15 protein-coding genes and 1 pseudogene are annotated in these 14,079 nt (G+C 68.4%); 6 read left to right on the top strand and 10 right to left on the bottom strand.

What is annotated here, in order from left to right:
• Window positions 1-9 precede the first annotated feature (9 nt).
• Window positions 10-1,080 (bottom strand): esterase-like activity of phytase family protein, encoded by a 1,071-nt coding sequence (locus CSW60_RS08195; protein WP_099536791.1) that lies wholly within the window; start codon window positions 1,078-1,080, stop codon window positions 10-12.
• The gene (cobT, locus tag CSW60_RS08190; RefSeq protein ID WP_099536790.1) at window positions 1,077-3,005 is read right to left on the bottom strand and encodes a cobaltochelatase subunit CobT; all 1,929 of its coding nucleotides are present in this window, start codon (window positions 3,003-3,005) and stop codon (window positions 1,077-1,079) included. The genes CSW60_RS08195 and cobT overlap by 4 nt, the downstream gene beginning before the upstream one ends.
• 107 nt (window positions 3,006-3,112) lie before the next feature.
• On the opposite strand from cobT, the gene CSW60_RS08185 reads away from it, so the two are divergent.
• Window positions 3,113-3,295 (top strand): DUF1328 family protein, encoded by a 183-nt coding sequence (locus CSW60_RS08185; protein ID WP_099536789.1) that lies wholly within the window; start codon window positions 3,113-3,115, stop codon window positions 3,293-3,295.
• Window positions 3,296-3,434: 139 nt separating this feature from the next.
• Here CSW60_RS08185 and CSW60_RS08180 read toward each other — a convergent pair whose 3' ends face one another.
• The 6 genes from CSW60_RS08180 to groES all read right to left on the bottom strand — a co-directional run bounded on the left by CSW60_RS08180 (window position 3,435) and on the right by groES (window position 8,261).
• Window positions 3,435-4,595, bottom strand: a complete 1,161-nt coding sequence (locus CSW60_RS08180; RefSeq protein WP_099536788.1) for a DUF3089 domain-containing protein — start codon at window positions 4,593-4,595, stop codon at window positions 3,435-3,437.
• 92 nt (window positions 4,596-4,687) lie between these two features.
• Window positions 4,688-5,530, bottom strand: a complete 843-nt coding sequence (locus CSW60_RS08175) for an intradiol ring-cleavage dioxygenase (protein ID WP_099536787.1) — start codon at window positions 5,528-5,530, stop codon at window positions 4,688-4,690.
• Between the two features lie 65 nt (window positions 5,531-5,595).
• A complete protein-coding gene (locus tag CSW60_RS08170) occupies window positions 5,596-5,907 on the bottom strand; it encodes a hypothetical protein (protein WP_099536786.1) in 312 nt (103 codons plus the stop codon).
• A 61-nt stretch (window positions 5,908-5,968) separates the two neighbouring features.
• The gene (locus CSW60_RS23640) at window positions 5,969-6,106 is read right to left on the bottom strand and encodes a hypothetical protein (protein ID WP_201722991.1); all 138 of its coding nucleotides are present in this window, start codon (window positions 6,104-6,106) and stop codon (window positions 5,969-5,971) included.
• Window positions 6,107-6,273: 167 nt separating this feature from the next.
• On the bottom strand, window positions 6,274-7,914 hold the full coding sequence (groL, locus tag CSW60_RS08165; protein WP_099536785.1) for a chaperonin GroEL: 1,641 nt from the start codon (window positions 7,912-7,914) through the stop codon (window positions 6,274-6,276).
• A 56-nt stretch (window positions 7,915-7,970) separates the two neighbouring features.
• Entirely contained in the window at window positions 7,971-8,261 is a 291-nt protein-coding gene (gene groES, locus CSW60_RS08160) for a co-chaperone GroES (protein WP_099536784.1), read from the bottom strand.
• Window positions 8,262-8,437: 176 nt separating this feature from the next.
• On the opposite strand from groES, the gene CSW60_RS08155 reads away from it, so the two are divergent.
• From CSW60_RS08155 to CSW60_RS08145, 3 genes are all read left to right on the top strand, one after another.
• Complete coding sequence (locus CSW60_RS08155; protein WP_099536783.1) at window positions 8,438-8,848, top strand: VOC family protein; 411 nt, start codon at window positions 8,438-8,440, stop codon at window positions 8,846-8,848.
• Between the two features lie 20 nt (window positions 8,849-8,868).
• On the top strand, window positions 8,869-9,294 hold the full coding sequence (locus CSW60_RS08150; RefSeq protein ID WP_099536782.1) for a DUF4345 family protein: 426 nt from the start codon (window positions 8,869-8,871) through the stop codon (window positions 9,292-9,294).
• A gap of 71 nt (window positions 9,295-9,365) precedes the next feature.
• The gene (locus CSW60_RS08145) at window positions 9,366-10,079 is read left to right on the top strand and encodes a hypothetical protein (RefSeq protein WP_143324136.1); all 714 of its coding nucleotides are present in this window, start codon (window positions 9,366-9,368) and stop codon (window positions 10,077-10,079) included.
• On the opposite strand, the pseudogene CSW60_RS08140 reads toward CSW60_RS08145, so the two are convergent.
• Window positions 10,047-10,738: pseudogene (locus CSW60_RS08140) on the bottom strand (methylated-DNA--[protein]-cysteine S-methyltransferase). The gene CSW60_RS08145 and the pseudogene CSW60_RS08140 sit on opposite strands and share 33 nt — an antisense overlap.
• 47 nt (window positions 10,739-10,785) lie before the next feature.
• Window positions 10,786-12,090, bottom strand: a complete 1,305-nt coding sequence (locus CSW60_RS08135; protein WP_099536779.1) for an acyl-CoA dehydrogenase family protein — start codon at window positions 12,088-12,090, stop codon at window positions 10,786-10,788.
• A 157-nt stretch (window positions 12,091-12,247) separates the two neighbouring features.
• Here CSW60_RS08135 and CSW60_RS08130 point away from each other — a divergent pair, with 157 nt between their 5' ends.
• Window positions 12,248-12,841, top strand: coding sequence for a GNAT family N-acetyltransferase (locus tag CSW60_RS08130; protein WP_099536778.1), 594 nt, complete (start codon window positions 12,248-12,250; stop codon window positions 12,839-12,841).
• Between the two features lie 139 nt (window positions 12,842-12,980).
• Window positions 12,981-14,078: a hypothetical protein gene (locus CSW60_RS08125; RefSeq protein ID WP_236634235.1), complete on the top strand. Its 1,098-nt coding sequence runs from the start codon at window positions 12,981-12,983 to the stop codon at window positions 14,076-14,078.
• Window position 14,079 lies beyond the last annotated feature (1 nt).

Genomic DNA, 14,079 nt, shown 5'->3' with positions numbered 1-14,079 from the left:
CGCGAAGACTTAGCGCTTGCGGACGGGCTTCTTCGGCGGCTTGGCCGGGGCGGGCGGCGGTGGCGGGGGCGGCGTCCAGTCAAAGGCCAGAAGCAGGGTGCGTTGCTTGGCGCTGACCGCGCCGTCGTCCGAGATCACGTAGATGCGGATCGCGCCCGAGGGAGACGACGAGAGCGCCAGGCCTTCGAAGTTGTCGCGCGGCATGGCGCCGTCGATGTGCAGCGAGGCGGCGGTGCGTTGGCGCGCGGCGGGCAGGGTGGGGTCCGAGATGAAGCGGACGATCGACCGCCAGCCGCGGATCGGGTCATAGCCCCGGTGCAGGGTGGCGACCGCCGTCCCCTGGAACGGGGCGAAGGCGGTCAGGCCCCACGTGAAGTCGGGGCCCGATTGCGGCGGCAGCGACTTGCAGTCAGCCGACAGGCGGCACAGCCACACCTCGCCCTCCTCGCCGCCAACGATATAGGCGTCGGGACCGGCGGCCGGATAGGCGCTCAGCGCCTCCATGCCCTCGTTGTCGGGGAAGATGGTGGCGGGCTTGGGCGCCGGACGGGGCGTTCCCCAGCCGCCGTCGGCCTGGGCGGGATAGAGCCAGATGCGGTGGTCGCCCTCGAAGCTGACCAGGCGGTCGCCGTTGGCCAGGACGGCCAGGCCCTCGGCGTCGGCGTTGCGCTTGCCCTGCAGCGGCTGGCCGTCGAGACCCTTCAGGGGGAACAGCTTGCCGCCGGTCAGGCCGGCCAGGCGCCCCGTGGCGTCCAGCTGGATCTTGGCCTCGAAGACATCGCCCTCGTCGCTGATCGCCGTCAGCACATCGCCCGCGCCGATACGCAGGTCCGACAGGCCGTGTAGCCGCGTGGTGTCGGGGCTGGTCAGCACCAGGCCGCCGGCATAGGTGAAGCCGCCCTCGGCCGTGACCTTCGTGGGGTCGGCGGTGTCCATCGGTATGGGCGTGGCGACGACGGTGATCTCGGGTCCGGCCTTGACCGGCGCGGCGGGGATAACGGGCGGCGGCGCGGCGTGCTCGGCGCAGCCGGCGACGAGGCCGCCGGCCAGCGCCAGGCTCAGCGCCAGTCGAGCCCTCACGCCGGCGTCCTGGCGGGCTTGGCCGCTTGCGGCGTGACCACGGGCAGCGGCGCCAGCAGGCCGCGCGTCCGGGCGATCTGACGAGGCTCTTCCTCGAACAGGGCCGCCAGCTGCTCGACCAGCACGCCGCCCAGCTGCTCGACGTCGACGATGGTGACGGCGCGGCGGTAGTAGCGCGTGACGTCGTGGCCGATGCCGATGGCGATCAGCTCGACGGGGCTCTTGCCCTCGATCTCGGCGATGACCTGGCGCAAGTGGCGCTCCAGATAGTGGCCCGAATTCACGCTCAGGGTGCTGTCGTCCACCGGCGCGCCGTCGGAGATCACCATCAGAATGCGGCGAGCTTCGGGCCGGCCGACCAGGCGCTGGTGCGCCCACATCAGGGCCTCGCCGTCGATGTTCTCCTTCAGGAGACCCTCGCGCATCATCAGGCCGAGGTTCTTGCGCGCGCGCCGCCAGGGGGCGTCGGCGGCCTTGTAGACGATGTGGCGCAGGTCGTTCAGGCGGCCCGGCGCGGCGGGCTTGCCGGCCTTGATCCAGGCGTCGCGGCTGGAGCCCCCCTTCCAGGCGCGGGTGGTGAAGCCCAGGACCTCGGTCTTGACCCCGCAACGCTCCAGGGTGCGCGCGAGAATATCGGCGCAGATCGCCGCCACCATGATCGGCCGGCCGCGCATCGAGCCGGAGTTGTCGATCAGCAGGGTCACGACCGTGTCGCGGAACTCCTGGTCCTCCTCCTGCTTGAAGGACAGCGGCGCGGTGGGGTCGATGATCACCCGCGTCAGGCGGGCGACGTCCAGCATCCCTTCCTCGAGATCGAAGGTCCAGGCGCGGTTCTGCTGGGCCAGCAGACGGCGCTGCAGCTTGTTGGCCAGGCGCGAGACGACGCTGGAGAGTGCCGAGAGCTGCTGGTCCAGATAGGCGCGGAGGCGGGTCAATTCCTCGGCGTCGCACAGGTCCTCGGCCTGGACGATCTCGTCGAACTCGGTCGTGAAGATCTTGTAGAGCGGCTCGCCGCCCTGGGCCTGGCCGGGATCGGGACGAGCGGGCTTGGCGCCGTCGCCCATGTCGGGCGCCTCGTCGGTCTCCTCGACCTCGCCGTCCTGGTCGGACTGGACCATCTCCTCGTCGCCGGCCTCGGACTCGCGGTCAGAGCTCTCGCTCTCCTGCGGCGAGGAGCCCTCGGGCTGTTCGCCTTCGCCCTCGCCCTGTTCGTCGTCGGAGCCTTCGGTCGGGGAGTCGTCCTCCTCGCCGTCGTCCTCGTCGGCGCTGTCGGTGGCGTCGGCCATCTCCTCGCCGAGGTCGAGATCGCGCAGGATGTCGCGAGTGACGCGGGCGAAAGCGGCCTGGTCGTCGATGGCGGCGGCGAGACGGTCGAGGTCCTTGCCGGCCCGGGCCTCGATGTCGGCGCGCAGGATGTCGACCAGAGCCTTGGCGCCGTCTGGCGGGGCGTCTCCGGTCAGGCGCTCGCGGACCAGCAGGCCCAGGATCTCGGCCATGGGGGCCGACTGGGTGTCGGTGGCGACCGCGCGGGTCAGGCCCTGCTTCTCCAGCCGGGTCTCGAGGGCGGCGGTCAGATTGGCGCGGACGCCGCCCAGGGCGTTGGCGCCGATGGCTTCCAGCCGCGCCTGCTCGATGGACTCGAAGGCGGCCTGGCCGTCGGGCGAGGCGGGGCGGGCGCGGGCGTGGGCGACCGGATCGTGGTGGGCCAGGCGCAGGGCCATCTGGTCGGCGAGGCCTCGGATGCGCGCGGCCTCCTTGCTCGACAGGTCGCGCGGCGGATGCGGCAGCACGGCCCGGTTGCCGAGAAGCTGCGGCCCATCGCCCGAGAACACGACCTCCAGGTCAGGCGTCTCGGCGAGCGAACGGGCCGCGTGGGCCAGCGCGCGCTTGAAGGGTTCGGTCGGGCTTTCGGGCTTGGAGGCCATGGCGTCTGGGTTACCGGCCTCGGGCCGCGAAGACAAGGAACGCCGCGCGGTGAAGCGGCGTTGATTTTCCGAACGCGCCGTTTCGGCGCTCACGGAGGGAAATCGTCATGCTCAAATGGGCCATCATCCTCGCCATCGTCGCCATCATCGCCGGCGCCCTGGGCTTCACCGGCGTGGCCGGCGCGGCGGCCGGCGTCGCCAAGATCCTGTTCTTCCTGTTCCTGGTCGGCTTCGTGATCGTGCTGCTGCTGGGGACCACGGTGTTCAAGGCCGTGGCGGGGCCGAAGTAGCTTTGGTGCAGATCCTCCCCCGCGATGCGGGGGAGGTGGGCCGGAGGCTCGGAGGGGGCGAGCTGGACCTATGCCGCATTAGCCCCCTCAGTCGCTCCGCGACAGCTCCCCCGCATCGCGGGGGAGCATCTTACGCGCCCTACTTCGCCCCGTAAGCCGCCGCCTGCCGATCGACCAGCGCCACCAGGTCGCCCATCGCCAGGTTCACGTCGATCAGGTGCAGGCCCCAGTCCTTCAGCGTGAAGCCGGCCACCACGATGTCTCCGGCGATGTCGTCGGCGCGCGGGTCGGCGGGGTCGGCGTTGATCTTGACCGACAGATAGGTGAAGTCGCCCTCGCTGACGCAGCGGGCCGAGATCAGGCCTGGCATGGATACGAACGGCGTGGTGACCGTCAGGCCCTTGGCGAAGGGCTTGGGCGACTGTCCTTCGACCGCGCCGTAGCCCTTGCTGCTGAGATAGCTGTGCAGAGGGGCCTCTTCCGAGGACTCCTTGCCCGCCAGCAGGGCGGCCGGGTTCACGCAGCCGGCGCGATGGCCCTCGGCGTCGGTCTTGCCAAAGCGGCTGTTGGCCGGCGGCGGGCTGCTGGCGCGGAAAGAGACATAGGTGACGAGGCAGCCGGCCTCGTCGGCCTTCGTGCAAAGCGGGATCGAGCCGTACTTGCCCGCCGCGTCCACCGGCGTGTTCATGCCCAGCACCAGGGCCGAGATCATCTGCTTCTGGGCCGGCTGACCGTCGATCTCGTTTTTCAGCAGGTTCAGCAGGATGCGCGAGCCCTGGCTGTGGCCGATCAGGACAGCGCCTCGGCCCTTGTTCTCGTTAGCCAGATACCAGCGCCAGGCGTCGCGGACGTCGCCATAGGCCAACTCGGCGTCGCCCGGCGAGGGACGGCCCAGCATCACCGAGCGCAGCGCGGCCAGGGTGACCTGCCGGTACATCGGCGCGAACACCCGGCACTTGGACGCAAAACGCGCCAGCTGCTGGTCGACCACGCGCTTCTCGGCGGGGTCGATGACCATGTCGCTGTTGCCGCCGGGGTCCGTCGAGACGGTGGGATAGACGTAGAAGCAGTCATAGGCCGGAGCGGCCGCCGCCTGGAACGTCTCGCTCGAGGTCTTGCCGTCGGCCGCGACGATGGTCGTCGTCTGGTCGGTGGCGCAGGCGTCCTGGCGGCCGGGCAGGCACAGCCAGTTGTCGGCCTTGGCGTAGTCGTTCGGCGTGGCCGGCGCGGTGTTGGTCTGGGCGCAGGCCGACGCGCCCATCGTCAAGATCGCCGCCAATCCCATGGCGGCCAGTCTCATCCCGGTCATGCTCTTCCCCTAGCACGGCGTTCGAACGCCTGTTTGGCGCGGAGCATGGCCTCAAACCCGCCGCCGCGCCAAGGGGGAAGATCCTAAAGACCAGGCACCATCGCCTTCAGCCGCGCCTCGCCGCTCAGCAACGGCGCGCGGGGCGGGCCGGCGCCGGGTCCGCCAGGCGGCCCCATGCCCTCGGGCGGCGGACCCGGAGGCGGTCCGGACGGGCCCGATCCAGGCTGTTCGGGACCAAAGCCGGCGTCCTTCCAGTCGGCTCGCGGATCGATGGCGACGGTCAAGGCGATTTCGTAGGCGTCCTTGCCTTCCTTGACCGCCGCGACCATGGCCGCGCCCCCCTGCAGGGCGATGCCGTCGTTGCTGTTGAGCGTGTCGCGCTTGCGGGGGCGCTTATAGGCCGGGACGTTCTCGTACAGGTATTCGCTGAGCGCGTCGGGGACGAACAGCTGGCAGGTCAGGGCCGTGCGGGCGTCGAGGAAGACCTTGGCGTGGATGTGCGGCGTGCGGCCTTGGTACCAGCCCGGCCAGATGGTGCGAAAGAGCGCCGCGCCGCCGGCGTCGGTCAGCTGGCCGCCGCGCAGAAAGGTTTGGCCCTTGGTCCCGGTCTTCTGGTCGTCGCCCTGGCCGTCATAGCCGGAATAGAGGCCCGAGGCGTTGCAATGCCAGATCTCGACCCGCGCGCCGCGGATCGGCGCGCCGACCTGGTCCAGCACGGTCATCCGCACGCGGGCCGGGACGCCGGGCTGGCCCTCGGTGATGTCCGCGCGCAGCAGGTTGGGGTCGAACCAGTAGGGACCCTGGGTGACCTGGGGCGTCAGCACCAGGGCGTCGGCGTGGGCAGGGCGGGGCAGGGCCGAGGCGGCGGGCGCGATGGCGGCCAGGGCCAGGACGCGACGGCGGTTGGGGGAGAAGAGCTGAGGCATGTCCCGGCTCTAGCCGCCAATTGGGGCGTGGCGATTACCCAGCTGAAACGCGCCGAAAGCGCGTGTCAGAACAGCCAGCGGCGCGGATACTTGTCGCCCAGCCGCCGGGCTTCGCCGCTCTTCAGCCCCAGGTCTCGCATCCGATAGGCGACGATCTCGTGCATCGCCTCGACCGGCTCATGGCCGTCGACGGGGCTGGAGGCGATCGCGCCCTCGGTCTGGGCGAGGTCGGTGGCGGTCCATTCGGCCTGCGCCCGATCGGCCTTGCCGACGGCGAAGTAGTGGCGCACCGGCGCGCGCTCGCCCGGGACCTCGACCATGACGCCGATGACCCAGCCTTGAACGATCAGATCGGCGTCGGGGCGCTGGCGGAACATGGGCCTGCACTTAGGGCGTTCCGCCTCGAACTGTAAGGGCCTTTGACCGCCGATCAGCCGATCAGCCGATCAGCTGAAAGGCCGCCTGGCTCACCAAGCCCAGCACCAGCCAGGCCGACAGCCCCAGCACGACGATACTCAAGGGTGTCCGCGGAGCGCGCTTACGGCGCGGGGCGGGGTACTCACGCACGAACGACATCACGGCCTCCATGCTAGCGAAGCCGTAGCCTAACGCCGATCGGGGCGCTTGGATGCGTGTGGTCTCGCATTTACCGCGAATACCGGTGGATAGCCGGTGGATAGAAAAAGGGCGGAGCCTTTCGGCCCCGCCCTCATCCGTTTCAGCGGTGTGCTGAACTTCTAAGATTAGAAGTCCATGTCACCCATGCCGCCGGGCATGCCGCCCGGAGCGGCCGGAGCCGACTTCTTCGGAGCTTCGACGATCGCGGCTTCCGTCGTGATCAGCAGGCCGGCCACCGAAGCGGCGTTCTGCAGGGCCGTGCGGACAACCTTGGCCGGGTCGATGACGCCGTCGGCGACCAGGTCGACATACTGTTCGCTCTGGGCGTTGAAGCCGAACGAGCTGCTGTCGTTTTCCAGGATCTTGCCGACCACGATCGAACCTTCGACGCCGGCGTTCTCGGCGATCTGGCGGATCGGAGCCTGCAGGGCGCGACGGACGATCGCGATGCCGGCGGTCTGGTCGTCGTTGTCGCCGGTCAGGCCAGCCAGGGCCTTGGAGGCCTTCAGCAGAGCCGTGCCGCCGCCCGGGACGATGCCTTCGTCGGCGGCCGCGCGGGTCGCGTTCAGGGCGTCGTCAACGCGGTCCTTCTTTTCCTTCACTTCGACTTCGGTCGAGCCGCCGACGCGGATGACCGCGACGCCGCCGGCCAGCTTGGCCAGACGCTCTTGCAGCTTTTCCTTGTCGTAGTCCGAGGTGGTTTCCTCGATCTGGCGCTTGATCTGCGAGATGCGAGCCTCGATGGCTTCCTTCTCGCCGATGCCGTCCACGATCGTGGTGTCGTCCTTGGTGATCGAGACCTTCTTGGCGCGGCCCAGCATGTCGAGCGTGACGCTCTCGAGCTTGATGCCGAGGTCTTCGCTGACGACTTGAGCGCCGGTCAGGATCGCGATGTCTTCCAGCATGGCCTTGCGGCGGTCGCCGAAGCCCGGAGCCTTGACGGCGGCGACGCGCAGGCCGCCACGCAGCTTGTTGACGACCAGCGTGGCCAGGGCCTCGCCTTCGACGTCTTCAGCGATGATCAGCAGCGGACGGCCCGACTGGACGACGGCTTCCAGCACCGGCAGCAGCGGCTGCAGCGACGACAGCTTCTTTTCGAACAGGAGGATCAGCGGCTCTTCCAGCTGAACTTCCATCTTGTCGGCGTTGGTGATGAAGTACGGCGACAGGTAGCCGCGGTCGAACTGCATGCCTTCGACGACGTCGAGTTCGGTCTCGGCGGTCTTGGCTTCTTCGACGGTGATGACGCCTTCGTTGCCGACCTTGTCCATCGCCTTGGCGATCATCTCGCCGACTTCCTTGTCGCCGTTGGCCGAGATGGTGCCGACCTGGGCGATTTCAGCGTTGGTGGTGACCTTCTTCGAGGACTTCTTGATGTCCTCGACGGCGACCAGCACGGCCTTGTCGATGCCGCGCTTCAGGTCCATCGGGTTCATGCCGGCGGCGACCGACTTGAGGCCTTCCTGGACGATGGCTTGGGCCAGGACCGTGGCGGTCGTGGTGCCGTCGCCGGCCTTGTCGTTGGTCTTCGACGCGACTTCGCGGATCATCTGCGCGCCGAGGTTCTCGAACTTGTCAGCCAGTTCGATTTCCTTGGCGACCGAGACGCCGTCCTTGGTCGTGCGCGGAGCGCCGAACGACTTTTCGATGACGACGTTGCGGCCCTTGGGGCCCAGGGTCACCTTCACCGCGTTGGCGAGGATGTTGACGCCGCGCAGCATCTTGTCGCGCGCGTCGGAGGAGAAATAGACGTCTTTAGCGGCCATTTTGGAGCCCTTCTAAAAGAGAGTTGCGTTCGAAAAGCGCTGGGAACAGGGAGGCCTTAAGCCTCGACCACGCCCAGGACGTCGCTTTCCTTCATGATCAGGAGGTCTTGACCGTCGACCTTCACTTCGGTGCCCGACCACTTGCCGAACAGGATGCGGTCGCCAGCCTTGACGTCCAGGGCGACGATCTCGCCCTTGTCGTTGCGAGCGCCCGGACCGACCGCGACGACTTCGCCTTCTTGAGGCTTTTCCTTCGCCGTGTCGGGAATGATGATCCCGCCCTTGGTCTTGGTTTCTTCTTCGACGCGCTTCACGAGGACGCGGTCGCCCAGGGGACGAAACTTCATTGTGGTTCTCCGTCGGAACGGTTTGATTTAATGGCTTCGTTGGCAGGGGGAGCGGTGCTGTTAGCAGTCGCTCCCTCCGAGTGCTAACGACGAGCGTCAGTTAGGCGCCGGCCCTCGGGGAGTCAAGAACGCCCGATGCGAACTTTTTGCGGCGCGCGGTTAACGGGAGCGGTCCAGTGATCGACCATATGGGCGTGACGGTGCGGGATCTCCAGGTCGCCAAGGCGTTCTACGACGCGGCCTTCGCGCCGCTGGGGATCGCCGTGGTGATGAGCGTCAGCGCCGAGGAGACAGGAAGTTCGGCCTTCATCGGCTATGGCCCGACCGAGGATCGGCGCGACATCCAGGCGGGCAAGCCCAGCTTCTGGGTCAGCCAGGGCGCGGCGCCGACCGGGCCGATGCACGTGGCGTTCCTGGCCGCCGACCGCGCCCAGGTCGACGCCTTCCACGCCGCGGCCCTGGCGGCCGGCGGGACGGATAACGGCGCGCCCGGCGTGCGGCCTCACTATCATCCCAACTATTATGCCGCTTTCGTTCTTGACCCGGACGGTCGGAACGTCGAGGCCGTCTGTCACGCGCCCGCCTGACGCAAGCCCAAGGAGACCCGATGTCCAGCTACTTCCTGTCGCTGTTTCTCGCGGTGGTGGCCTGTGTCATCGGCGGGGCGCTGGGCGGCATGATCCTGGCGCGGCCGCAGACGATGATCGGCCTGGCGGGTCTGGCCGACGAGGAGACGCCGAAGTCGCCGCTGTTCGCGGAGGGACGCGCGTTCGGCGGCATGCTGATCGCCTCGCACGGGATCGCGGCGCTGTATCTCGGCTATCAGCCGAGGCTGGGCGCGGCCATGGCCATGGTGCTGGCGGTCGGCTGGCTGGGCGCGGCGGCGGCGCGGGCGCTCTCGGCGGCGATCGACGGCGAGGCCGGCCGCTTCAACGCCGGCTCGATCGTCTTCAACGCCCTGATCGGGATCACCCTGGCCCTGCCGTTCTTCAACGTCGGGCCCTATGTGGCGCGGGGCGTCGGGCTGGCCTGACTCTCGACTTTGGCCTAGCCTCGGCTCGTCTTGAGATTGAAGGTTTTGGCATGACGGCTTCTAGGCGAGAGTTGATCGGCCGCGGTCTGGCGGCCTTGGCGATGACGGGCGCGGCGCGAGCGGAAAACTCCGGCCAGCCCAGGGTTCTGCCTCCGGACCCGACGCCGCGCGCGGCGGCGCTCGACACGCCCGCCCTTCATGGAAACAGCCTCGCCTTTAGTTTCAAGCAGCCCCCGACCGGATTGACCGTCCCGGAGGTGAATGTTGAGCGCGCTTCGGGCGTTCGGGCGCTGAAGTTCGAGCCGGGGCTTACTCTGCTGTCGCTGTGGGCGCCGTGGTGCGCGCCATGCTTGAGGGAGCTCGCGGACTTCGCTGTTCAACAGCGGATCTACGAAAGCAAACGCTTCCGCATCTTGCCAGTGCTCACCAGTCCCCGGCGTGACATCGCCTTCGCCGAAGGGCGGGCAGTGCTGGAGAAGGCCGGCGCCGGCGCGTTGCCGACGGTGATCGACCGTTCGCCCGGATCGAGCACCCTGTTCGACACGCTCGCGCGGCGCGGCGCGTCCATGCCGAGCAGCTTGCCCTGCAACCTGTTGGTGACTGACCAAGGTCGTTTGCTGGGCCGGAGTTTTGGAACGCCTCTCTGGCTGAATGGCGTCAAGCTTGGTCCGGGCGAGAAGCCGACGCCAGAGATGATGGCCGCGGCGCGCAGCTCTTGGGTGTCGCCCCAGGGGCAAGCCTTGCTGAGCGCCCTACAGCGCGGCGAGATCGCCGGCGCCGCCTAGCGCGCCCTCGTGGGCCAGCAGCCAACGCTTGCGTTCGATCCCGCCGGCGTAGCCGGTCAGGGCGCCGCTCATGCCGACCACCCGGTGGCAAGGCGCGACCAGGCTGAGCGGATTGGCGCCGTTGGCGGCGCCGACCGCGCGGACCGCGGCGGGGCGCTCCACGCGGCGGGCCAGCTCCGAATAGGTGACCGTCTCACCGGGCGGGATCGCCGCCAGGGCGCGCCAGACCGACCGCTGGAACGCCGTGCCGCCGGTGTCCCAGGCCAGGGGCGCGAGCGCGGCGACATCACCGGCGAAGTAGCGGGCGAAGGCGGCCTTGGTCGCGGGCGGCGCGTCGCCGGTCTCCAGCGGAATGTCGCCATAGTGCAGGCGCAGCAGCCGGCGCAGGCGCGGCTCGAAATCGTGGAAGTCGACGGCGCGCAGCAGGCCGGTCTCGTCGGTGACGATCAGAATCTCGCCGATCGGCGAGGGCGCGCGGTCCAGGAGAAGGCGGTTGGGGCGGGTCATGCGGGGATGATCGCCTCGCGTCGCGAGGCTGTCCGCCCGGATTTTGCTCCCTTCTCCCCTTGCGGGAGAAGGTGGCCGCGAAGCGGTCGGATGAGGGGTTGAAAGACGTGTCGGCCGTTCACGAAAAAGGGGCCGCTTATGCGACCCCTCATCCGTCGGCCTGGCGGCCGCCACCTTCTCCCGCAAGGGGAGAAGGAAACTACCGAATCCCCGGCACGTGCAGGGCCGCGTCGCGTTCGGTCTTCTGTTTGTAGGCGAGGTCGCCATACTTGGACATTTCCATGCGGGCGATGGTGCGGCAGTGGACCTCGTCCGGGCCGTCGGCCAGGCGCAGGGTGCGGATGCCGGCATAGAGCTTGGCGAGGCCAAAGTCGGTGGTCACGCCGGCGCCGCCGTGGGCCTGGATGGCGTCGTCGATGACCTTCAGCGCGATGCGCGGCGCGGCGACCTTGATCATCGCGATCTCGAGGCGGGCCGACTTGTTGCCGGCCTTGTCCATCATGTCGGCGGCCTTCAGGCACAGCAGGCGGCACATCTCGATGTCGATGCGGGCCTCGGCGATGCGCTGTTCCCAGACCGAGTGGTCGGACAGATACTTGCCAAAGGCCTTCCGGCTCATCAGGCGCTTGATCATCTTCTCCAGCGCCACCTCGGCCGCGCCGATCGTGCGCATGCAGTGGTGGATGCGACCCGGGCCTAGACGGCCCTGGGCGATCTCGAAGCCGCGGCCTTCGCCCAGCAGCAGGGCCTCTTCGACCGGCACGCGGACGTCCTTCAGGATCACCTCGGCGTGGCCGTGCGGGGCGTCGTCATAGCCGAACACCGGCAGCATGCGGACGATCTCGATCCCCGGCGCGTCCATCGGCACCAGGACCTGGCTCTGTTGCTGGTGGGTCGAGGCGGTCGGATCGGTCTTGCCCATCACGATCGCCACCTTGCAGCGCGGATCGCCCACGCCCGAGCTCCACCACTTGCGGCCGTTGATCACATAGTGGTCGCCGTCGCGCTCGATGCGGGTCTCGATGTTGGTGGCGTCGGAGCTGGCCACCGCCGGCTCGGTCATCAGGAAGGCCGAACGGATCTCGCCGTTCATCAGCGGGCGCAGCCAGCGCTCCTTCTGCGCCAGCGTGCCGTAGCGCATCAGCACTTCCATGTTGCCGGTGTCGGGCGCCGAACAGTTGAAGACCTCCGAGGCGAAGCCGACCTTGCCCATGTGCTCGGCGATCAAGCTGTACTCGAGGTTGGTCAGCTGCTCGCCTTCGAAGACGAAGGTGTCGTCGACGTGGCTCTGGCCGCTGTGCGGCGGCATGAAGAAGTTCCACAGGCCCGCGGCCTTGGCCTTCTTCTTCAGCTCTTCCAGCACCTGGACGACCTTCCAGCGCTCCTGGCCCAGGACGTTCATCTCGGCCTCGTAGGCCGGGATCGCCGGATAGACGTGTTCATCCATGAACGCGGTGACGCGATCCAGGAAGACGCGTTGCTTGGGGGAGATGTCGAAGTCCATGGTGTTCCCTCTGCCCGCTTTGCTTATCTCAAACGCTTGTTTGAAGTGTTTGTAGAACGCCCTGACGCGCGGGGCAAGCGGGCAGGGCGACGTCCGATTGCGTAAGTTTCCGACCGGCGGGTTGTGTTCGTCACAAGCCTGTCGGACAACGGCGGTCATGCTGAACCTGACCGCCGACATCCTGCAGGGGCGCCATGTGCGCCTGGAACCCGTCACCGTCGATCACCGCGACGAGCTTAAGGCCGCCATCGACTGCGATCCCGAGAGCTGGGAGATCATGTCGGTCAACGGCTGCGGCGAGGGCTTCGACGACTTCTGGGGCGCGCTGCAGGGCGAAACGGATCGGGGCGAGCGGATCGGCTTCGCCATCCGCCGCCTGTCGGACGGCAAGGTGGTCGGCACGTCCAGCTACCTGAACATCCGCCGCGTCCACTGCGGGCTGGAGATCGGCTCGACCTTCCTCAACCCCGACGCGCGGTCCGGTCCGATCAATCCGGAGAGCAAGCGGCTGCTGCTGGGCCACGCCTTCGACTGCGGCGCGATCCGGGTCGAGCTGGTCACCGACGTGCGCAACGCCCGCAGCCAGGCCGCGATCCAGAAGCTGGGCGCGACCAAGGAAGGCGTGCTGCGCAATCACAAGATCACCTGGACGGGTCACGTGCGCGACACGGCCGTCTTTTCGATCACGGATTACGACTGGCCCGGCGTGCGTCAGCGCCTAGACTTCAGGTTGTCCGAGGCATTTGTTTAAGGTCTGTGGCGCGTTGTCGCGCCGTGAGTTCTGAGAAGCAATTCTCAATACACGGCGTTATAAGTTTCCCCGCATGGGCGGGATGGCATGTCTTCGAATCTGCATTGAGCACGGCGCGCGAGAGTCGGCCGTCGAAGGCGTGACTCCGGCCAAGATCGACAAGACCGCCTCCGCCTATATCGAAGCCCATTGGCCCGCTCCCCGTCGTTACGGCCGCGTGGCCCCCGGCGCCTATGTGCTGGTTGATCCGAACGCCCAGTATCTGGACGGCGAAGAGCTGCGCCACATGGCCTCGGAGCTGCAGCTGCGGCTGTTTGGCACCCAGGGTCGCGACGATCTCTGCATGCTCACCTTCGAGGGCGAGGAAGAGCAGGTCCTCAAGTTCTCGACCCTGACCGAGGAAGAGTTGCTGGCCATGCGCGGCGGCAAGCCGCCGCCGCCCGAGGGCCGCACGCGCCTGATCCGCCGCGACGGGGTCGCCGAGCTGGCGCCCTGGGGCTCGACGCCGCGCGTGGTCGCGGCCAAGCCCAAGGCCGAGACGCAGACGCCGATCCACCTGGGCTGGCGGGGCGTCTACAATGTGGCGAACCAGAAGTTCGAGAGCGCCGAGATCATGGTCGTGCGCAAGCCGGGCGCGCCCGAGCCGCAGGACGACGCCGAGTTCGCCGAGGCCGATCTCGTGGCCTTCGACCGCGCCGTCGCGACGCTGGAGGCCGATCCCAGCCTGAAGGCCTGGGTGGGGATCCGGATGTGGAGCGTGGTCCGCGCGGGCATCCGCGAGGCCTATCAGGCGCGCTTCACCGCCCTGTCGCCCAGCGTCCGCGAGCGGATGGCGGCGGTGATCTACGAAGTGCCGCGCGACCTGCCGTTCTCGGCCATCGCCCCGCTGCGCGACCTCGTCCTGCCCAGCTTCGCCCGCGTCGATCTGCGGGTGCATGACGCCGGCTTCTACTGCCAGGCCGTGCCCGAAGGCCTGGCGCACGGCGTGGTCCTGCAGCTGGAAGGCGACGACGAGAAGTCGCGCCTGCTGAAGATCCATCGCTTCCTGTCCGACCGTAAGGTCTACGCCGTCCGCCGCCTGCGTCAGGGCCTGGCGGGGGTGCGCAACGCGCGCGAGCTGGAGCTTGCCCGGCGCATGGGCGCCAATACGATCAAGGGTCCTTTCGTCAGCGGCCTGTTCGCCACGCCCGTGACCGAGCAGGAGACGCCGATCGATGAACTTCCGCTGGCCGTGTGAG

The organism is Caulobacter sp. X, from assembly GCF_002742635.1.
GTDB lineage: Bacteria > Pseudomonadota > Alphaproteobacteria > Caulobacterales > Caulobacteraceae > Caulobacter.
The sequence above is the reverse complement of the archived record's forward strand: the minus strand, read 5'-3'. Positions and strand labels throughout refer to the sequence as shown.